Source organism: Nocardia sp. NPDC004860, assembly GCF_040609015.1.
In the GTDB taxonomy this organism is placed as follows: domain Bacteria; phylum Actinomycetota; class Actinomycetes; order Mycobacteriales; family Mycobacteriaceae; genus Nocardia.
Genome location: NZ_JBEXJI010000004.1, coordinates 316912 through 335951 on the forward strand (window position 1 = coordinate 316912; position 19040 = coordinate 335951).

Consider the following 19040-nt stretch of genomic DNA (forward strand, 5'->3'; position numbering starts at 1 on the left):
GGAATCGAGAATGAAACTCACCCTGCGTATCTGGCGGCAGCGTAACTCCCACGACAAGGGCGGGATGGTCGACTACGGCGTGGAGGTCTCGCCCGACGCGTCGTTCCTGGAAATGCTCGACGTCCTCAACGAACGGCTCACCGGCGCCGGCGAGGAGCCCATCGCCTTCGACCACGACTGCCGCGAGGGCATCTGCGGCGCGTGCTCACTCGTCATCGACGGCACTCCGCACGGTCCGGAGCAGGCCACCACCACCTGCCAGCTCCACATGCGAAAGTTCTCCGACGGCGACACGATCACCGTGGAACCGTGGCGGGCCAAGGCTTTTCCGGTCATCAAGGACCTGATGGTCGACCGCTCGGCCTTCGACCGGATCATCCGGGCGGGCGGCTACATCACCGCGCCGACCGGCGCCGCACCCGAGGCGCACTCGATCCCGGTCCCGAAACCCGACGCCGACCTGGCCTTCCAGGCTGCCGAATGCATCGGCTGCGGCGCATGCGTGGCCGCCTGCCCCAATGGTTCGGCCATGCTCTTCACCGCCGCCAAAGTCACCCACCTCGGCCTCCTGCCGCAGGGACAGCCGGAGCGCCACTCCCGCGTCGTCGGCATGCTCGAAGCCCACGACGATGCGGGCTTCGGCGGCTGCACCAACACCGGCGAATGCACGCTCGCCTGTCCGAAGGAAATCCCGCAGGACGTCATCGGACGTCTGAACAAGGACTTCCTCCGCGCTGCGAGAAAGGCCCGCTGACCCCGACGCGGCCACGCGGGAGAAAGATCCGATCAGCGCGTCTCGATCATGATCTTGCCTTCTTCGCCGAGTGCGACGAGCGGGAGCAGGCGTTCGGCCTCGTCGCGGACAGCGGCCTCGGTGGCACGGGTGAGGGGATGCCAGGGCGTGATCCGAATCGTGGAGCCCTCCAGATCCCAACGGCCGTGGACGAATCCGTCGACGAGATACATGGGCACGCCGCCCGAGGCGATCTTGGCGATGCGGGAGCGGTCGGCGTCGCTGATGATGCGGCTGCGGTCGCGGTGGCCGAGGCACGCATTGTCGAAGGCGGGGAGGAAGCGGACGGGGGCGGGGAGTTCGGCGTCGGCGATCGGGGCGTCCGGGAGGTCGAAGAGTTCGCGGCCCGAGTCATCGTGCAGGACACGCAGTTCCGGGCGCAGGCGAGCGATCACCGCTGCCAGGCGGGTGACGCCCGCGAACTCCTGGATGTCGGCGGCGGTGGCCGGGCCGTAGGCGGCCAGATAGCGGCGGACGAGGGTTTCCGGGCGCGGGCCGTCGGCCAGGGGCACGCCGATCGCCTCCTCCGCCGGCGATACCGAGACCGAGCGGCCGCGCCACGCGCCCCACACACCCGCGGCGGGATCGTGCACCAGCGGGTGGATGACGCCGAGCGCGTGGACCAGGGCGCGCGGTTCACGGCCCGGGAAGCGTTCGGACAGCCGCTTGCCGAGGTCGCGGCGGGAAATAGTGGTGCCGGTCAGCAATTCTGTTCCGGCCGAGGCGAATTCGGTGATATCGAGCCCCTCGACCGCATCCCGGAGGTGGACCGAGCGGAGCGTGGGCTCGATCGCCGGTCGGACCGTCGGATACAGCCAGCGGTAATCCTGGGCGTCCGTCAGGTGGACGGTCCGGCGAATCGTGGTGGCGCGCACCACGGTTCGATCACGCAGCAGCGTGGTCAGATTCTCATGGCGGAAATCGGTGAGGCGCGACCACAGCCCCACATACGGCCAGTTCGGTTCCTGCGCCTGCACCGCGATCAGATGCCGGACCAGCTCGGCGGCGGGCAAGGCGACCCGTTCGTTCAACTTCTGACGCAGTAGCAGCGTGCGGTTTAGGGTTCGCAGCGAGAGTTCCGGCATGGGTCCATTGTCGAACGGAAGTAGGACAGGTCAGGTCCTATATGGAGGACGGGTATGGGCACGGTGACAGCGGGGGAGTTCCGGCACATCTACGACCCCAGCGAGCCGGATCAGTGCTGGTACATCAACGATCACACCCTGGTCCAGGACGTCGGCGGGCGCTGGCACCTGTTCGGCATCACCCATCCCGAGCCCGCCGACCCCTTCGACGAGACCGAGTTCGCGCACGCCACCGCCGACGACCCGCACGGCCCGTGGACCAAGCGTGCCGCCGCGCTCACGGTGGACCGCGAGCGCGGCGAGACCCACCTGTGGGCCCCCTTCGTGGTGCGCGACGGCGACACCTACTTCATGTTCTACGACGGCGGCGGAACCGACCGCACCGCAACGGGTATGGGCCTGGCCACCTCCACCGACCTGTTCCACTGGACCCGGCATCCGGGCGGCCCGGTCTTCCGCGACGGCTACGACGCCCGCGACCCCATGGTGCTGCGGGTGGCCGGGCAGTGGGTCATGTACTACTGCGCGACCAGCGCCCCCACCGGCGGCAACCACGTCGTCGCCTACCGCACCAGCCCGGACCTGCTGCACTGGAGCGAGCGCCGCATCGCCTACACCGACCCGAAGACCGGAACCGGCGCGGGCAATACCGAATCGCCGTTCGTACTACGCCACGACGGTGCCTGGTATCTGCTGATCGGTCCGCGCCCCGGCTACGTCGGCACCGAGATCTTCTGCGGCGACAACCCTTTTCACTTCGACGCGTCCGGCCGCGTGGGGCAGGTGCCCGCCCACGCGGCCGAGGTGATCACCCACGAGGACGTCCTCTGGATCACCCACGCGGGCTGGGCGCAGGGCGGAGTCGCGCTGGCCCGCTTGCACTTCCCACGCTGAGACAGCCAGGCCCGCGTTCACCCCGAAAATCCGATTTCGGGCGCGGCGTGCGGCCTGACCTGGAATTCTGAACGGAGTCGAGAGTCCACCCAGTGCGGGGAGGCAGGCAGTATGGCCCGAATCGGCGTGATCAGTCTTTCCGACGGCCGTGACTATGTGCACGGCGGCATCGTCGGATTCATCCGGACCGCGGAGGACCGGCTCGTCACCGAGCTGACCGCGGCCGGGCACATCGTGATTCGCGGTGTGCAACCCATCGGCGGCAACGACCAGGCGGTGCGGGTGGCCCGGCAGGTGGAGGCGGCCGGGGTGGACCTGACCGTGCTGCACTACGCGGTGTGGGCGTTCCCGCACTTCACCATGCTGGCCGCGGGCGCACTGCGCGGGCCGCTGTTGCTGCTGTCCAATATCGACCCGGTGCAGCCGGGCATGGTGGGCATGCTGGCCGCGGGCGGCGCGCTGGATCAGATCGGCCGCGCGCACGCACGGCTGTGGGGCGATCCCGCCGATCCGGACCTGATCGCGGCCATCGGGGACCAGGCTCGCGGTGCGGCGGCGGTGGCCGGCCTGCGGGGCAGCACCTTCGGGCGCATCGGCGGGCGGCCCATGGGCATGAACACCGCGGTCGCCAATACCGATCAGTGGCAGCGGCTGTTCGGCATCGATGTCGAGGAGATCGACCAGTGGGAGATCGTCCGCCGCGCCGAACTCGCCGACGCCGGTGAGGCCCGGGCGGCGCGAGAATGGCTGGAGCGCAATACCGCCGGGGTCCACTACGACGGCGGCAAGCTGACCCCGGAGCTGCTGGAACGGCAGCTGCGCTCGTACCTGGCCATGCGGGATCTGATCGCGGAATGGCGGCTGGACTTCTCCGGCATCAAGGGACAGCCGGAGCTCACCCAGTACTTCGCCACCATGGACATCACCGAGGCGTTCCTCAACGACCCCTACGACTGGAACGGGCCCAAACAGCCCCACGTGTGCGCCACCGAGGCGGATATGGACGGGGCGCTCACCATGCAGCTGCTCAAGCAGATCGCGGGCACGCCGGTGCTCTTCGCCGATGTCCGGCACTATCACGCCGACCGCGACATCTGGGATCTGTGCAATTCCGGCCAGCACGCCACCTGGTACGCGGCGCGCAGCGACGATCCGGCCGAGAACCTGGCCCGGGTGCACCTGTATCCGGAGGTGTTCTTCTTCCCGGCCGGCGGGGCGTCGGTGCATCACCTGGCCGCGCCCGGGCAGATGACGCTGGCCCGGCTCACCCGCCGCGACGGCGCCTACCGCATGCAGCTGATGCTCGGCGAGTTCGAGACCTACGACCCGGCCACCAACGAATCGCTGATGAAACAGTCCACCTGGGAGTGGCCTCACGCCTTCGCCCGCCTGGACGCCGATGCCGGGGACTTCCTGTCCCGCTTCGGCGCCAATCACATTCACGCCGTGCCGGGCGACCAGCGCGCTACCGTCCGCGCGGCCTGCGAACTGCTCGATGTCACGCTCGACGAATTCAGCCGGGCGAGCTGACATGTTCCTCGGCATCGATATCGGCACCTCCGGATCCAAGGGCGTCCTGGTCGACCACGCGGGCACGGTCGCGATGAGAGCTGAACGACCGCACCGGGTTTCGACGCCGCGCCCGGGCTGGGTGGAGCACGACGCGGAGACGGTGTGGTGGGCCGACTTCGCGGCCATCGCCCGCGAACTGGTGGCGGCCGCCGACGGCGAACCCCTCGAGGGGCTCGCGGTGAGCGGCATCGGGCCGTGCCTGCTGCCCGCCGACGCTGCCGGCCGTCCGCTGCGGCCCGCCATCCTCTACGGGGTCGACACCCGCGCCGGCGACGAAATCGAGGAACTGAACGCGGAATTGGGTGCGCAGACCGTGCTGGAGCGCTGCGGCTCGCCGCTCACCAGTCAGGCGGTCGGGCCGAAGCTGCGCTGGCTCATCCGCCACGAGCGGCAGGTGTGGCGGGCCACCCGGATGCTGTTGATGGCGAGCTCGTTTCTGGTCCATCGCCTCACCGGCCGCTACGTCCTGGACCATCAATCCGCCAGCCAGTGCGTGCCCATGTACGACCTGATGGCCCGCGACTGGGCCGTGGACTGGGCCGAATCCGTCGCACCCGGCCTGCGACTACCCGAATTGGCCTGGCCCACCGAGATAGTCGGGCGGGTCACCGCCGAGGCCGCCGCGGCCACCGGCCTGCCCGCCGGGCTGCCGGTCACCACCGGCACCATCGACGCGTGGGCCGAGGCCGCCGGTGTCGGCGTCCGCGCCCCCGGCGACTGCATGATCATGTACGGCACCACCATGTTCCTCACCCAGGTGCTGACCGACCCCCGCCCCCAGCCCGGCCTGTGGACCACCTGCGGAACCTGGCCCGGCACTTACACTTCCGCTGCCGGCATGGCCACCTCCGGTGCGATCACCGACTGGCTGCGCACCCTTACCGGCAGCGATTTCTCCGAACTCGTCGACGAGGCCGCCCACGTTCCGCCCGGCAGCCGCGGGCTGCTGGTGCTGCCCTACTTCGCGGGCGAACGCACGCCCTTGTTCGATCCGGATGCCCGCGGCGTGATCGCCGGTCTCACCGTCACCCACCAGCGCGCCGACCTCTACCGCGCGGTCCTCGAGGGCATCGGCTACGGCGTGCGGCACAACCTCGAGGCCATGGCCGTCGCGGGGGCTCCCGCCACCCGGCTGGTGGCCGTGGGCGGCGGCACCAAGGGCGGGCTGTGGACCCGCATCGTCTCCGACATCACCGGCCTGCCCCAGCAGCTTCCGGCCGACACGGTCGGTGCGGCCCTGGGCGACGCCCTGCTCGCCGCCGAATCCCTGGGCCTGGACACGGCCGCCTGGAACCCGATCATCACCACGGTCGAACCCGACCCGTCGGTCACCGCCCACTACGCCCCGTACTACCGCCACTACCGATCCCTTTACGACGCAACGAGAGCCACTGCGCACTTCCTCGCCCGGGAGCAACACCGCGCCGCCCCGTGACATCCGCTAGGGTCCGGCGGGGAAGGGCAGGTGGATGACTCGATATCACCGCATCGCGGCGCAGGACCTCGGCCGCCTCGGGGCGCTCAGCGACGGAATCTTCGCTGTGGCAATGACATTGCTGGTGCTGGATCTGCACGTGCCCGCGGGCGAGGCGTGGCACGAGCGCTCGCTGTGGAGTGCGGGCGCGGTCTCCGACGAGCAACCGGTCTGGCATGCGCTCACCCACGTGGGCCCGCAGTTCCTCATCTGCCTGCTGGGTTTCCTCACCCTGGGTATGTTCTGGATCGGCCAGCAGACCCAGCTCAATCTCATGGACCGGGCGGACCGCTCGCTGACCTGGATCCACCTCATGTTCCTGTTCGGAATCTGCCTGGTGCCCTTCGTCACCGCGCTGCTGGCCGCCTTCCCCCAGTCCCGCCTGGCCCTGCTGGTGTACTGGGCGGACCTGCTGTATCTGGGCCTGGTCCAGCTCGCCGCGCTCCGCTACGCACGTCGCGCCGGTCTGCTCGCCGAGCACACCGGACCCGGGGACCTGACGGCCATCCGCCGCCGCATCGGCATCGTGCAACTGCTGTATGCGGCGGCGGTGGTCCTCTGCCCGATCAGCACCTACCTGAGCATCGGGCTGATCATCGCCCTCCAGGTGAATTCGGCTGTCTCCCCGCCGATTCGCCCGTTCGATCGTTTCTGAGGGCTACTGCGCGGCGGCGAATCCGGCGCGCAGGTCGGCGAGGATGTCGTCGATGCCCTCGATTCCCACGGCCAGGCGGACCAGGCCGGGGGTGACGCCCGCCGCGAGCTGCTCCTCGGGGGTCAGCTGGGAGTGGGTGGTGGAGGCGGGGTGGATGACGAGGGAGCGGACGTCGCCGATATTGGCGACGTGGCTGTGCAGGGTGAGGGCTTCGACGAAGCGCTTGCCCGCGTCGACCCCGCCGGCCAGCTCGAAGCCGATGATGGCGCCGACGCCCTTGGGGGCCAGCTGCTTTCCGCGTTCGTACCACGGTGACGACGGCAGGCCCGCATAGGAGACGGCCGTGACCTCGGGTCGCTCGGTGAGGAATTCGGCCACCGCCCGGGCATTGGCGACGTGTCGTTCGAGGCGCAGGCTGAGGGTCTCCAGGCCCTGGCTGATGAGGAAGGCGTTGAACGGCGAGATGGCCGAGCCCAGATCACGGAGCAGCTGCACCCGCGCCTTGAGCGCGTAGGCGGGTGCGCCGAGATCGGCGTAGATCACACCGTGGTAGCTCGGGTCGGGCTCGGTGAATCCGGGGAAACGTCCACTGCGCCAATCGAAGGCGCCGCCGTCGACGATCACGCCCGCGATGGCCGCGCCGTGCCCGCCCAGGTACTTCGTCGCCGAGTGCACGACGATGTCCGCGCCGTGGGCGAGTGGCTGGATGAGATACGGGGTGGCGACGGTGTTGTCGACGATGAGCGGGACCCCGGAACCGTGCGCGACCTCCGCGATGCCGGGAATGTCGAGAATATGGTTCTGCGGGTTGGACACCGTCTCCCCGTAGAAAGCCTTGGTGTTCGGGCGGATTGCCGCCCGCCACTGGTCGAGGTCGTCCGGATCCTCGACGAAGCTCACCTCGATGCCCAGGCGCGGCAGGGTGTACCGGAACAGGTTATAGGTGCCGCCGTACAGCCGCGGGCTGGACACGATGTGATCCCCGGCCCCCGCGAGGTTCAGGATCGCGAAGGTCTCCGCCGCCTGACCCGAGGCCAGCAGCAACGCGGCCACACCGCCCTCCAGCGCAGCGATGCGCTGCTCCACCGCGTCCTGGGTGGGATTCATGATGCGGGTGTAGATGTTTCCCGGCTCGGCGAGCCCGAACAGCGCGGCGGCGTGATCGGTGTCGCGGAAGACGTAGGAGGTGGTCTGGTAGATCGGCAGCGCGCGGGCGCCGGTCGCGCCGTCGGGCGTCTGCCCCACGTGGACTTGCTTGGTCTCGAAACTCCAGGCGGCGGTGGGGTCTTCGGGCAGAGCGGATGCGGTCATCGGGGCCTCCGGTGGGTTGGGGACGTGTTCCTACTGGGTGACGAGGGTGGTCTCGACCGGGGTCCGGCCCGTGGTGAGATCCAGGACGGGGCAGTGCTCGTCGACCGCCCGCTGCAATTCGGCGTAGCGCTCGGCGGACTCGGGTCCGCTGATCCGCACGGTCACCCGCACCGCCTGGAATCCGGGGCGGACCGTGTCGTCGAGTCCGAAGAAGCCGCGCACATCGAGATCGCCCTCGGCGTCGACGGCCAGCTCCTCGATCGCCACGCCGAGCCGCTGCGCCCAGAACCGATACGTCACCACCTGGCAGGCGATCAGCGAGGCCAGATACACCTCGACGGGATTCGGCGCGGATCCCGCACCGCCGAGTGCCGGCGGCTCGTCCACCCGAACCGTGTACCGCCCCAGGGCAATCGCGCTCCCGACGGTGCCCTCCGGTGTCCCCGCGGCCCGGAACACCACCGTGGCCTGTGCGGGATCCGCGGCCACGGCCCGGCCGGTCGCCTCGACGATATCGTTCAACGGAGTGCTCAGCTCGGTTGTCATACCGCGTGAAGCTACGACCCGGCCACCGGTGTCGACGATGGTTACGCTCGCCGTGAGCGCAATCGCGGCTCGTCGCACGGCCTCGGAGCTACCCGCCGGACATGTGATGGTTGCCAACTGGTCAACCGTTCGGCAGACAGGGTTGCGCCGGGGTGGTATGAATTCGCGGTGGCATGGACTTTGCGGCTCAGCGAGGACGAAGAAGCTGCGCTGAGTGCGCAGGCGGCGATGGAGGGGCGGTCGAAACACGACATCGCCCGGGACGCCATCCGGACCTACATCACCCGGCATAAGACCTGGGACGACTATCTGTCCGACGGTCCGGTCGTCTACGGGTAGTAGGTGTCGCGTATCTCGGTGTAGCGCTGGCGAATAGCGGCGCCGATCCCCACTGCCAGAGCATGGAATTCGGTGCCCGCGGGGGTCGGCCAGCGGGGTGGGCGGGGACCGCCGCGCAGGGCCCAGGCGGCCTGGCGGGCCGCGCCGAGCGCGACGTATTCGCTCGGATTGGGCACCGTGACGGTGCGGCCGAAGATGGTGGCGGCGGCGTGTGCGATGAGGCGGGACCGGGATGCCCCGCCGATCAGCAGGATTCGATGCGGCACCGTCGGCAGGCGGTCCAGGGCCTCGGCGATATTGCAGAGCATGCCCTCGATGGCGGCCCGGGCCAGATGGTGCGGACGCATGGTGTGCGGGCGCAGGCCGTGCAGGCTGCCGGTGGCGTACGGCAGATTAGGGGTCCGCTCACCCGCGAGATAGGGGAGCAGGGTGAGACCGTCCGCGCCCGCGGGCGATTGCGCGGCCAGCACCTCCAGGCCGGACACGTCGATGCCCAGCAGCATCGCCGTCGCGTCCAGCACCCGGGCGGCATTGAGCGTGCACACCAGCGGCAGGAACGCCCCGGTGGCGTCGGCGAACCCGTTCACCGCGCCGGAAGGATCGGCGCTGGGGTGCGCGGCGCGGGTGAAGACGGTGCCGCTGGTCCCGAGCGAGACCACCACATCCCCCTCCCCGATGCCCAAACCCAGTGCGGCGGCGGCATTGTCGCCGGTACCGGCCGCCACCAGCCGCCCGCCCGGCGTGTGCCCGGCGATCTCGGCGGGCGCCAGCACCCGCGGCAGCGCGGGACTGCGGCCGCGGAAGGCCAGCGCCAGCAGATCCGGCCGGTAGGCGCCCGCGGCCGGTGACCAGTACCCGGTGCCGGAGGCGTCGCCCCGATCGGTGGTCGGCTCGGTGGCCGGATCACCGCCGCGCAGCTGCCAGGTCAGATAGTCGTGCGGCAGCAGGACCCGGACCGTCCGGTCGGCCAGCTCGGGTTCGTGATCGGCGAACCAGCGCAGCTTGGCCACCGTGTGCGCGGCCAGCGGCACACTCCCCACCGCGTCCGCCCACGCCTGCGGCCCGCCCAGCTCGTCCACCAGCTGTGTCGCCGCCTCCGCGGACCGGGTGTCGTTCCACAGCAACGCATCCCGCACCGGATGCCCGGCCGCGTCCAGCGCCACCAGCCCGTGCTGCTGCCCGGCCACCGCGATGGCCTCCACATCGCGCATCATGTGATCACACGCTGCCCGCAGCGCCTCCCACCACATGAGCGGCGGCACCTCGGTCCCGTCGTAGTGCGGAATCTGGCGGTGCCGCAATATCGTTCCGGTATCGGCATCGCACACCACGATCTTGCAGGACTGAGTGGACGAGTCCACCCCGGCAACGACCGTCATTGGCCAGCCACCACCCTCTATCGTGCCGCCGCCCGTCCGGGATGCAGCTGGATCTTGCGTCCGGTGCCCGCGCGGAAGGTCCGCAGGGCATCGCCGAATTCGTCGAGTGCGAAGTCGTGGGTGATCACGGTGTCGGCGTCGATGACGCCCTCACCGAGCAGGTCCACGGCCCGTCCGAAACTGTGCAGCACGGCCATGGAGCCGACGATGGTGATCTCGTCGTTGTAGACGCGGAACGGCGAGATGCTCGCCCGCGCCGCCGCCGGCGCCACCCCGAACTGCTGATAGGTGCCGCCGCGGCGCACCCTGGACAGTCCGTCCTCGACCGCGGCCACCGTTCCGCTGCAATCGATCACGATCTCCCAGCCCTCGGGCCGGTCCATGTCCTCGGCGGACACGGTGGCCGCGTCCGCGCCCAGCGTGCGCGCGGTGGCCAGCCGATCGGCATTGGTGTCCACCATCGACACCGACGCCGCGCCCGCCGCGATGGCCAGCTGCAGCATGAGCAGTCCCATGGTGCCCGCGCCGTAGATCAGGTAGTGCGACCCGAGTCGCCGTGGCAGCACATCGAATCCGTGCACCGCGCACGAGAGTGGTTCCACCAGTGCGCCGTGCGCGGGCGGTACATGCCCGGGCAGCCGATAACAGTTGGCGGCGGGCACTTTCACGTACTCGGCCATGGCGCCGTCCACGGTGTCGCCGATGGCGCCCCAGTTCTCGCAGAGATTGCCGCGCCCGATCGCGCAGTAGTGGCAGCGCCCGCAGAACAGCGAGGGATCCACCGCCACCCGGTCACCGGCCCGCACCCCGGCGGCGTCCGCGCCGAGCGCCACCACCTCGCCGGCGAATTCGTGGCCCGGCACGATCGGATAGGGCGTGGGCGGGAATTCGCCCTCCACGATATGGATATCGGTACCGCATATCCCGACCGCATCCACCCGGATCACTACCTCACCGGTGCCCGGAGTAGGATCCGGCACGGATTCGACCGAGAACTGTCCGGGCTTCTCGACCACCAAGGCGCGCATAGCAATAACCATGCACCCGCGTGCCACCCGTTCGACGCGTTTTACGCAATAGCAATCGCAATCTTTCTGTTTTCCCGCAATCGTTACGGGGACACGCGGGGGATCAGGGGAGGGCGTGATACCAGAAGGCGGTGGAGGCCACATGCGCCTGGTCCAGCGGTAGGTAGTGGCCGTCCGCGCGCCAGCCCAGCGCCTGCACGGTGGCGCGCAGGCCGTGGTCGAAACAGATCGGGTCGGGAATGTGCCAGCGGTACATGCCGAATCGCTGGTGCGGTTCGTAGATTCGATGCGGCGGCAACACCTGCGGCATGCCCAGATAGGGGGTCGAGTAGGGTCGATAAGCGCCGTCGAGGTCGAAATTCCAGGCCCCGCCGAAATAGTCCTCGGTGCCGGTCCCGCACAGGGTGGGGAATTCGGTGTCGTCGTCGAGATAGAACTTCAGCTCACCCTCGCCCCACCAGCCCGCCGCCCGCGGCTGCACGGCCAGATACGTCCCGGCATACCGTCCGGGACCGCCGTCGATCTCGACGATCGGATGCTCTGCCGGGATGCCCAGCGGATCGGAGCAGCGCCACCGGGCGTGCAGATACCCGGCGGCGCCGGGTAACTCCTCCTCCAGATAGGTGATCTGGTAGTACACCGGCGCGGCCCGCTCGGACCCGTTGTGCAGGGTGATGAGCGCGTGAGTGTGGAAGGGCATGGGCCAGTAGCTGTTCAGCCCGCCGGCGGGTGCGACCACCACCATGGCGGAATTGATCAGCGCCAGCTGATCCCAGCCGTTGCAGAAGAAGTCGCCCAGCGGCACCGCGACGCCCGGTTCGGGCGAACCGTCCCAATACATCTGGAGGGTGAAGTCGCGCAGCAGCGCGCGATCGGTGGTGAGCCACAGGTGCCGGATCACGCCGGGGCCGGAAAGGTCGGCGAGCGTGGCGGTTTCGCCGGGCGGCAGATCGATGGACGGCGACACCTTCCACCCGCGTCCCAGCCCCGCGGCCGCGAAGGCACCGGTTCCGGAGATGGCGCGCCCGCCCCCGCCGGCCTCGCCAGTGGGGTTCTCCGCGCTCACCGAGCGGGTGCGCCGCCCGTCCAGCTGCCAGATATCGTGCACCATGCGAATTTTCGCATGTCGATCACGAATGTGAAGCGGACATGCGGCGGACATGCGAATGCCGACGCCGTCCCATGGCCGCCGCCTCCCCGGGCCCACGGCGCCGGCATTCCGGAACTGATTACTTACCGACCAGCTTGGACTTCAGCGCGGCGACGGTCGCGTCGTCGACGCCCAGGCCCTGCGACAGGAAGTTGTCGAAGGAGCCGAAGCTCTGCTGGACCGCGTCGAAGGAGGCGTCCAGGTAGTCGCGGTCCACGCCGAGCACCGGCTCGAACAGCGACGGATCGGTGACCAGGCCCTTGGCGACCAGGCCGTCCAGCGTGGCCTTGTTCGACGCGGCCAGGTTGTCGTTGGACGCCAGGTAGTTGTTGTAGATCTGGCCCTTCGGCGCGCCCAGGGCGCTCAGCAGGATGGCCGACATCCAGCCGGTGCGGTCCTTACCGGCCGTGCAGTGGAACAGCACCGGGCCGTTGGCGTTGGCGATCTCCTTGACCGCGGCGCTGAACTGCGAGCGCGCGGTCGGGTCGGTGACCATCCACTTGTAGTAGTCGACCATGTACTGATGGCCCTTGCCGTCACCGAGCAGCTGCTGCTGCACGGCCGGGCCGCCCTGCACGGCCTTGGCGAAGAACAGGTAGAAGTCGTTGTTCGGGTCGTAGACCGGCAGCGACTTCTCCGGGATCGAGGCCGGCAGCTTGTCCGGGTTCTGGCCGCGCTCGGTCGGGCTGCGGAAGTCGATGATCTCGACGATGCCCGCCGACACCAGCTGCTGCTGCTCGGCGTCGCTCAGCTTGTTCAGCGCGTCGGAGCGGAAGACCGAACCGTCCTTGACCTTGCCCCCGCCGCCCTGGGTCGGGATGCCGCTCAGGTCCCGGGCGTTCGGCGCGGACGGCAGGTCCAGTGACGCGCCCTTGGGTGTCTGTAGCACCGGGACGGGCGCCGCCAGCGCCGGGGTGACGGCGATCGGGGTGAGGGCGATGAGCGCGGCGGCTACACCGGTGAGTGTGCCGCGTACGGCGCGCGAGATCGTCACTAGGGGGTTCCTTTCGGTCACGGACCGGGTGGTGGGGTGTCCCGGTCCGGGCTTCTGACGCGGGCCCGCCTGCCGGATACGGCGCGGGCCCACGGGTCGGGGCATGACCGACCGGCCTCGGGCGCGAGCGCGGGAGCGCGCCCGAGGCACGGTGCGGTTGCCGGCCGAGCTATTCCGCGTCGGCCAGCAGCGTGATGGTTCCGGCGGCGCCGTCGACCCGGACGCGCTGGCCGTCCTGGAGCGCCGTGCTGGCGGTCTTGGTGTCGACGACGCAGGGGACGCCGAACTCGCGGGCCACGATGGCGGCGTGCGAGGCCGAGCCGCCGATATCGGTGACCACCGCACCCGCGTAGCCGAACATGGCGGTGTGGCCGGTGTCGGTCACCGCGGCTACCAGGATGTCGCCCGGCTCGATGTCGTCGTCGAGGGTCAGCACGCGCTTGACGGTGCCCTCCACCACGCCCGGGCTCACGCCCAGGCCGGAGATGGTGTCGCCGACCGCGATCGCGCCGGAGACCTCCTCCGGCTCCCACGGGCCGTTGACCACATCGGGCATCCGGATGGCCTGGAAGCGGGTGCGCTCGGCGCGGCGGCGCGCCACCCGCTCCTGCAGATCGGCCGGGGCCCAGAGGATTTCGTCGAGGTTCAGGAACGCCGAATCCTCGATCGCGGTGAGCTTGCCCGCGTGCACCAGGCGCGCGGCCCGCTCCTGGGTGGCCAGCCGCAGGCAGTTGGTGACCCGCACGACGGCGTCGCGGGCGCGTTCGCGGTAGACGGTCGCGCCGACGGCCATCTTGGCGGTGCGGCTGGTCGGCTCCGGCACCGGTTCGCGGTGCGGCGCGGGCATTTCCGCGGCCCGCCCGGCGGCGGTGACCAGCAGCTCGGGGCGGTCGCCGAAGGTGGCGTTGATGAGTTCGCACTCGCCCGGGCCGCGGTGGCCGATCCGGGCCAGCTCCTGGTCGAGGGCCTGCGAGAACTCCGGCGACTTCTCGCGGGCGGCCGCCACGTCACCGGTCTTGGCCAGCGCCTGCAGTCCGGCGTCCTTGCGGCACAGGGCCGCCAGCCGCTCCACGGCCAGCATGGTCTTGGCCGACTCCAGGCGGTTCAGGTCGATCTTGACCTCGCCCTTGTGGGCGGCGGTGGCCGCGCCGGTCATCATGACTCCGATGGAGGCCGCCTGCCACGCCTGGTTGAGGCGGTCGCGCCAGAGCAGGGCGCGGGCGTGCAGCTGCTCGTCGGTGAGCTCCGAGATCTGGTCGCGGGTCAGCGCTTCCGCGTGCGAGACGGCATTGATGTGCTCGGCGGTCTTGCTGTAGCCGAGCGCGGTGGCGGCGACCCGGCCCATGGCCTTGAAGGTGCCGGCCCGGGCGGCCAGGCCGGTCGGCATGGCCGGGCGGCCCTTGGGGTGCAGTTCGACATCGCCGATGGTGCCGTAGACGTCGCGGCGCACGCTCTCCTCGTCCCAGCCGGGCATGTTCTGCGCGGAGAAGACGCCGATGGAGGCGTTGATGTACACGCTGTGGCCGAGCACGCTGGTCACGCGGGACACCCAGTGCTCCAGCGCGATTCCCTCGATGGCGATCATGTGGCCCATGGCCTCGTTGCCGAGCCGGATGGCGCCCGCCTGCAGATCGATGGTCAGCGGGGTGAGCGGGCCGGGCAGCGCCTCGGAGGTGTTGGTGGCGGTGTAGACCGGGATGCGGTCGTCGACCATGTCGTCGAACTCGCCCTGCAGGCCTTCGGGCGCAGCCGATTTCAGCGCGTGGCCGTCGGAGGTCGGGGCGTTCTGGGGCACCACGTGGGTGGGCAGCGGAATCGCGCCGCGGCGAGCGCGGATGCCGGAGCCGCCGCTCTTGCGGCCGTGCAGCGCGCGCGCCACGTCGGCGATCACCTCGGTGGCGGTCCAGCCGTAGCGGAAGCCCCAGTCCTCGCGGGCGGCGCTCGCGTCCACCGGGGTCTGCGACGCCGACGACTTCGGCAGCCACGCACCGTATTTCACGCCCGCATCGGCGAGGATGCGCTTCACCTCGGCGCTCGACACATTGCCGGGCGCGGCCAGCTCGACCACGCCGCCGCGCTGCGACAGCGCCGCCAGCACCAGGAAGCGCTCCAGGTCGTCGTAGTGCAGCACCTGGATGCTGCCCTTGCCGCCGCCGGTCAGGCTCTCCAGCGCGCGCCAGCTGCCGCGGTCGATGCGCCGGCCGGCCACCAGCGCGGTGCGCACGATGAGCGCGTCCGCGCCGGAGCCGGCCACAATCTTCTCGACACTCGAATCGCCGCCCGCCGCAACGGGAACCACGAGGCGCGCACCGGAATCCTTGGCCGCCTGGGCGATTGCCGCCACCGCCGGACCCGCCAGGTGCACGATCGCGTCCACCCCGGCCACGGCCCGCGCGCAGACCTGGGCATCGGACAGATCGCCGACGATCACCTCGACCCGCGGGTCCACGTAGCGGTGCCGCTGCCGGTCCAGGCCGACCACCTCGTGGCCGGCCGCCAGCAGCATGCGCGCCACGGCACGGCCGCTCGGCTCGGTGACACCGGTGACCAGAATCCGCATTGACTCTCCTCCTCGTGCAGGCATCCCCAACCACAGTGACGCCGTTCACACACCATCCCCAGTGCAACGGGTGGTGACCGGTCACAGTCCCGGTCAACGGGATCGGTGAATCGCTCAGCAAGATGGGGCGCTAAGTGACGGCGGTCGGAGCGGGCACCGTCGAGGCATGACAGTGCGGAATCCGGTCACGCCGCGGGCGGCCGGCGAGGTGAGCCACTACGACATCGAGACCGATGTGCTGGTCGTCGGGTACGGCGCGGCGGGCGCCTCGGCGGCCTACGAGGCGGCCTACGCGGGCGCCCGGGTGCTGGTGGTGGACCGGTCCGGCGGTCCGGGCGGTGCGTCGGCGATGTCGGGCGGCGAGATCTATCTGGGCGGCGGCACCCCGATCCAGGTGGCCTGCGGCTACGACGACACCCCCGAGGCGATGGCGGCCTTCCTGAAGGCGGCCCTCGGCGCGGGCGCGGACGCGGCCAAGATCGACGAGTACTGCGCGGGCAGCGTCGAGCACTTCCACTGGCTGGTCGACCGCGGCGTGCCGTTCAAGCCGACCATGTGGGACGCCCCCACCTGGGTGCCGCCCACCGACGACGGGCTCATGTGGCTGGGCGAGAACAGCTGGCCCTTCACCGAATCGGCGTACCCGGCCCCGCGCGGGCACCGGCCCACCGCCAATGACTTCGGAGGCAAGCTGCTGATGGAGTGCCTGGCCGGCGCGGCCGAATCCGCCGGCGCCACCGCACTGTTCGACACCCACGTCGGCACCCTGATCGTGGACGGCGACGGTGTCGTGGCCGGAGCCGTCGCGCGGCGGTACGGCAAGGAGATCACCATCCGCGCCCGGCGCGGCATCGTGCTCACCACCGGCGGTTTCGTCGACAACGACGACATGCTCGCCGCCCACGCGCCGCAACTGCTGGGCCACACCAAGGTCAGCGCGGGCACCGACGACGGTTCCGGCATCCGCATGGCCCAGGCCCTCGGCGCGGCCGTGCGCCACATGTCCGCCGGTCAGGTCGGCATGTCCCTCATTCCCGGGCTGGCCGCGCGTGGCCTGGTGGTCAATGCCCTCGGCCGCCGCTTCATCAACGAGGACACCTACCCCGGCCGCATCGGCCAGCACGCGCTCTACCGCCAGAACATGGGCGGCAGCTGGGCGGGCGACGACACCGCGGTCTGGGTCGTCGTCGACGAGGACGGCTTCGAGGACGTCCCCGAGCCGCAGCGCTGGGGCGTGCGGCCCACCCACGTCGCCGAGACCCCCGCCGAACTGGAAGAGCTGACCGGCCTGCCGGCGGGCTCGCTGACCGCGGCCATCACCCGCTACAACGAATTCGCCCGGCAGGGAACCGATCTCGACCACCACAAGTCGCCCCGCTGGCTGCGCGAACTGACCCCGCCGTTCGCCGCCATCGACGTCAAGGCCGGCGTGCGCCCGCCGTCGGAGGCCGGTGACCGGCGTGGCACCGGCGCGTCCGTCTTCACCCTCGGCGGCCTCCACACCGACCTGGACGGCCACGTCCTCGACCTCGACGGCCGCCCCATCCCGGGCCTCTACGCCGCGGGCCGGGCCGCCAACGGCCTGCACGGCTTCGGCTATATCTCCGGGACATCCCTGGGCGACGGCACCTTCTTCGGCCGCCGCGCGGGCACCGCGGCCGCCCGCCGCGCATAGCCGATCGCCTGCCGCCTGGGGTGAGTTGTGGTGGGCGATGACGCCTTTGCGGCCGAGAACAGGTTCTAGACTCGCCCGCTATGGAAATTCACATGCGGCAGCTGCGGTATTTCGTTGCGGTGGCGGAGGAGCTGAGCTTCACGCGCGCCGCGCAGCGGTTGCATGTGGCGCAGCAGGGGCTGAGCGCGCAGATCCGGCAGCTGGAGAAGGCGCTGGATCTGGTGCTGTTCACGCGGACCACCCGCAGCGTCGAACTCACCGAGGCGGGGGCGGCCCTCCTCGAAGGTGTCCGAAGTGCTTTGACCACACTGGAAATGGCGGTCGAGGGGGCGCGGGTGGCGCAGCGGCGGGAGTCGGATCGGCTGGTGCTCGGCTATCTGGAGGGCGCCGCGCTCACCCTCACCGAGCCGATCCTCGCGGCCTTCCGTGCACAGCATCCCGGGGTGACGGTCGACATGCGGCAGTTCACCTACGGGGAGCCCGCGGCCGGACTGGAGAGCGGGACCGTCGACGTGGCCTTCGTGCGACTCCCGTTCTGCGCGGCCGGAATCCGCTTCGAGCCCCTGTTCGCCGAGCCGCTGGTGGCGCTGGTGCCCGCCGCGCACCGGCTGGCGGAACTGCCCGAGGTTCGGGTGCGGGACCTGCTCGACGAGCCGCTACTCGGGGCGGCCACCACCGATCCGGAGTGGAATGCCTTCTGGGAGTTGCACGATCACCGCGACGGGCGGCCCGCGCCGGTGGTGTCCCGGTCGAGTTCGCTGCTCGAGGAGCTGCACAAGGTCTCGGTCGGGGTCGGCGTCGTGCTGACGGTGGCGTCGGCGCGGTGGATGCCCTTTCCCCGGGTCCGGGTGCTGCCGGTCGCGGACGCTCCGCACAACCAGGTGACGGTCGGCTGGCGCGTCGACCACGAGACGCCGCTGGTGCGCTCGTTCGTGGACATCGCGCGCCGCGTTCGCGACGCCAACCCCGACCTGGTCGCGCGCCTGGAACAACCCGATCTCGACGACTGCACCCTGCCGCAGCATCTGTGATTGACAACCGGTGCTTGTCAATGGCTGGGAAATAGCTGTTTCACACGGGTTCCCCTGCGCCCTAATGTGTTTCCGCGTGGGCGGTCAACGCGGAGGTTGCGGCGTCCACCGGCGAGCCCGCCCAAGGCTCGCGACTGCCTCATCTACCCGGTGAGGCGATCTCGGATAGCCAGCACCGCCGGACGACGGACTGAGCCCCCGTTGTCCGGGCGGTGCCGGCGCCCGTGCCCGCGCGTGTCGCTGCTGTATGGCCATCGTCGGGCGACCAGACTCGAGGGCATGACGGCGGACGAACAGCAGGGTGACGAGCACGGGGGCGCCCGCGACGCGGTAACCGGGCGCGGCGAAGCGACCGAACCCCAGCCGCCGATATCTCAGCTTGCGGCCGGGCCCGAGCGGCCGACCGAGCCGGAGCAGCCGAGCGAGCCGGAGCAGCCGAGCGAGCCGGAGCAGCCGACCGAGCCGGAGCAGCCGACCGAGCCGGAGCGGCCGAGCGAGCCGGAGCAGCCGACCGAGCCGGAGCAGCCGACAGAGCCGGACCGGCCGAGCGAGCC

General features: G+C 70.4%; 17 protein-coding genes. 9 read left to right on the forward strand and 8 right to left on the reverse strand.

Annotation, left to right across the window (positions count from 1 at the left end):
- Positions 1 to 10: 10 nt before the first annotated feature.
- Positions 11 to 754, forward strand: coding sequence for a succinate dehydrogenase/fumarate reductase iron-sulfur subunit (locus ABZV44_RS11795; protein ID WP_354834920.1), 744 nt, complete (start codon positions 11 to 13; stop codon positions 752 to 754).
- A 32-nt stretch (positions 755 to 786) separates the two neighbouring features.
- Here the strand turns inward: ABZV44_RS11795 and ABZV44_RS11800 are convergent, their stop codons facing one another.
- Entirely contained in the window at positions 787 to 1878 is a 1092-nt protein-coding gene (locus ABZV44_RS11800; protein ID WP_354834922.1) for a winged helix DNA-binding domain-containing protein, read from the reverse strand.
- 54 nt (positions 1879 to 1932) lie between these two features.
- Here ABZV44_RS11800 and ABZV44_RS11805 point away from each other — a divergent pair, with 54 nt between their 5' ends.
- The 4 genes from ABZV44_RS11805 to ABZV44_RS11820 all read left to right on the forward strand — a co-directional run bounded on the left by ABZV44_RS11805 (position 1933) and on the right by ABZV44_RS11820 (position 6473).
- Positions 1933 to 2772 carry a glycosyl hydrolase family 32 gene (locus tag ABZV44_RS11805; RefSeq protein ID WP_354834924.1) on the forward strand — a complete coding sequence of 280 codons (840 nt, stop codon included), beginning with the start codon at positions 1933 to 1935 and terminating at the stop codon, positions 2770 to 2772.
- A gap of 111 nt (positions 2773 to 2883) precedes the next feature.
- Positions 2884 to 4302: an L-fucose/L-arabinose isomerase family protein gene (locus ABZV44_RS11810; protein WP_354834926.1), complete on the forward strand. Its 1419-nt coding sequence runs from the start codon at positions 2884 to 2886 to the stop codon at positions 4300 to 4302.
- Between the two features lies 1 nt (position 4303).
- The gene (locus ABZV44_RS11815; RefSeq protein WP_354834928.1) at positions 4304 to 5779 is read left to right on the forward strand and encodes an FGGY-family carbohydrate kinase; all 1476 of its coding nucleotides are present in this window, start codon (positions 4304 to 4306) and stop codon (positions 5777 to 5779) included.
- Between the two features lie 34 nt (positions 5780 to 5813).
- On the forward strand, positions 5814 to 6473 hold the full coding sequence (locus ABZV44_RS11820) for a TMEM175 family protein (protein ID WP_354834930.1): 660 nt from the start codon (positions 5814 to 5816) through the stop codon (positions 6471 to 6473).
- 3 nt (positions 6474 to 6476) lie between these two features.
- Here the strand turns inward: ABZV44_RS11820 and ABZV44_RS11825 are convergent, their stop codons facing one another.
- Together ABZV44_RS11825 and ABZV44_RS11830 are read right to left on the reverse strand one after the other, a co-directional pair.
- Positions 6477 to 7784 carry a bifunctional o-acetylhomoserine/o-acetylserine sulfhydrylase gene (locus ABZV44_RS11825; protein ID WP_354834932.1) on the reverse strand — a complete coding sequence of 436 codons (1308 nt, stop codon included), beginning with the start codon at positions 7782 to 7784 and terminating at the stop codon, positions 6477 to 6479.
- Positions 7785 to 7814: 30 nt separating this feature from the next.
- Positions 7815 to 8330 carry an OsmC family protein gene (locus ABZV44_RS11830; RefSeq protein ID WP_354834934.1) on the reverse strand — a complete coding sequence of 172 codons (516 nt, stop codon included), beginning with the start codon at positions 8328 to 8330 and terminating at the stop codon, positions 7815 to 7817.
- A 168-nt stretch (positions 8331 to 8498) separates the two neighbouring features.
- On the opposite strand from ABZV44_RS11830, the gene ABZV44_RS11835 reads away from it, so the two are divergent.
- Positions 8499 to 8669: a ribbon-helix-helix domain-containing protein gene (locus tag ABZV44_RS11835; protein ID WP_354834936.1), complete on the forward strand. Its 171-nt coding sequence runs from the start codon at positions 8499 to 8501 to the stop codon at positions 8667 to 8669.
- Here ABZV44_RS11835 and xylB read toward each other — a convergent pair.
- The 5 genes from xylB to ABZV44_RS11860 form a co-directional block, all read right to left on the reverse strand.
- Positions 8660 to 10048 carry a xylulokinase gene (xylB, locus tag ABZV44_RS11840; RefSeq protein ID WP_354834938.1) on the reverse strand — a complete coding sequence of 463 codons (1389 nt, stop codon included), beginning with the start codon at positions 10046 to 10048 and terminating at the stop codon, positions 8660 to 8662. The two genes, ABZV44_RS11835 and xylB, sit on opposite strands and share 10 nt — an antisense overlap.
- 17 nt (positions 10049 to 10065) lie before the next feature.
- A complete protein-coding gene (locus ABZV44_RS11845; protein ID WP_354834940.1) occupies positions 10066 to 11076 on the reverse strand; it encodes a zinc-dependent alcohol dehydrogenase family protein in 1011 nt (336 codons plus the stop codon).
- 103 nt (positions 11077 to 11179) lie between these two features.
- Complete coding sequence (locus ABZV44_RS11850; protein WP_354834942.1) at positions 11180 to 12184, reverse strand: glycoside hydrolase family 172 protein; 1005 nt, start codon at positions 12182 to 12184, stop codon at positions 11180 to 11182.
- 121 nt (positions 12185 to 12305) lie between these two features.
- On the reverse strand, positions 12306 to 13220 hold the full coding sequence (locus ABZV44_RS11855; protein WP_354834944.1) for a tyrosine-protein phosphatase: 915 nt from the start codon (positions 13218 to 13220) through the stop codon (positions 12306 to 12308).
- Between the two features lie 169 nt (positions 13221 to 13389).
- Complete coding sequence (locus ABZV44_RS11860; protein ID WP_354834946.1) at positions 13390 to 15780, reverse strand: PEP-utilizing enzyme; 2391 nt, start codon at positions 15778 to 15780, stop codon at positions 13390 to 13392.
- A gap of 166 nt (positions 15781 to 15946) precedes the next feature.
- On the opposite strand from ABZV44_RS11860, the gene ABZV44_RS11865 reads away from it, so the two are divergent.
- The 3 genes from ABZV44_RS11865 to ABZV44_RS11875 form a co-directional block, all read left to right on the forward strand.
- Positions 15947 to 17455 (forward strand): FAD-dependent oxidoreductase, encoded by a 1509-nt coding sequence (locus tag ABZV44_RS11865; RefSeq protein ID WP_354834948.1) that lies wholly within the window; start codon positions 15947 to 15949, stop codon positions 17453 to 17455.
- 80 nt (positions 17456 to 17535) lie between these two features.
- Positions 17536 to 18486 carry a LysR substrate-binding domain-containing protein gene (locus tag ABZV44_RS11870; RefSeq protein ID WP_354834950.1) on the forward strand — a complete coding sequence of 317 codons (951 nt, stop codon included), beginning with the start codon at positions 17536 to 17538 and terminating at the stop codon, positions 18484 to 18486.
- Positions 18487 to 18765: 279 nt separating this feature from the next.
- The coding region (locus ABZV44_RS11875; protein WP_354834952.1) for a hypothetical protein at positions 18766 to 19040 on the forward strand (275 nt) is incomplete at its 3' end.

Coding starts and splice junctions, on each gene's coding strand:
- ABZV44_RS11825 (WP_354834932.1), bottom strand. CDS start 7,784: ATGACCGCATCCGCTCTGCCCGAAGACCCCACCGCCGCCTGGAGTTTC.
- ABZV44_RS11820 (WP_354834930.1), top strand. CDS start 5,814: ATGACTCGATATCACCGCATCGCGGCGCAGGACCTCGGCCGCCTCGGG.
- ABZV44_RS11810 (WP_354834926.1), top strand. CDS start 2,884: ATGGCCCGAATCGGCGTGATCAGTCTTTCCGACGGCCGTGACTATGTG.
- ABZV44_RS11860 (WP_354834946.1), bottom strand. CDS start 15,780: ATGCGGATTCTGGTCACCGGTGTCACCGAGCCGAGCGGCCGTGCCGTG.
- ABZV44_RS11795 (WP_354834920.1), top strand. CDS start 11: ATGAAACTCACCCTGCGTATCTGGCGGCAGCGTAACTCCCACGACAAG.
- ABZV44_RS11815 (WP_354834928.1), top strand. CDS start 4,304: ATGTTCCTCGGCATCGATATCGGCACCTCCGGATCCAAGGGCGTCCTG.
- ABZV44_RS11865 (WP_354834948.1), top strand. CDS start 15,947: ATGACAGTGCGGAATCCGGTCACGCCGCGGGCGGCCGGCGAGGTGAGC.
- xylB (WP_354834938.1), bottom strand. CDS start 10,048: ATGACGGTCGTTGCCGGGGTGGACTCGTCCACTCAGTCCTGCAAGATC.
- ABZV44_RS11800 (WP_354834922.1), bottom strand. CDS start 1,878: ATGCCGGAACTCTCGCTGCGAACCCTAAACCGCACGCTGCTACTGCGT.
- ABZV44_RS11845 (WP_354834940.1), bottom strand. CDS start 11,076: ATGCGCGCCTTGGTGGTCGAGAAGCCCGGACAGTTCTCGGTCGAATCC.
- ABZV44_RS11805 (WP_354834924.1), top strand. CDS start 1,933: ATGGGCACGGTGACAGCGGGGGAGTTCCGGCACATCTACGACCCCAGC.
- ABZV44_RS11830 (WP_354834934.1), bottom strand. CDS start 8,330: ATGACAACCGAGCTGAGCACTCCGTTGAACGATATCGTCGAGGCGACC.
- ABZV44_RS11870 (WP_354834950.1), top strand. CDS start 17,536: ATGGAAATTCACATGCGGCAGCTGCGGTATTTCGTTGCGGTGGCGGAG.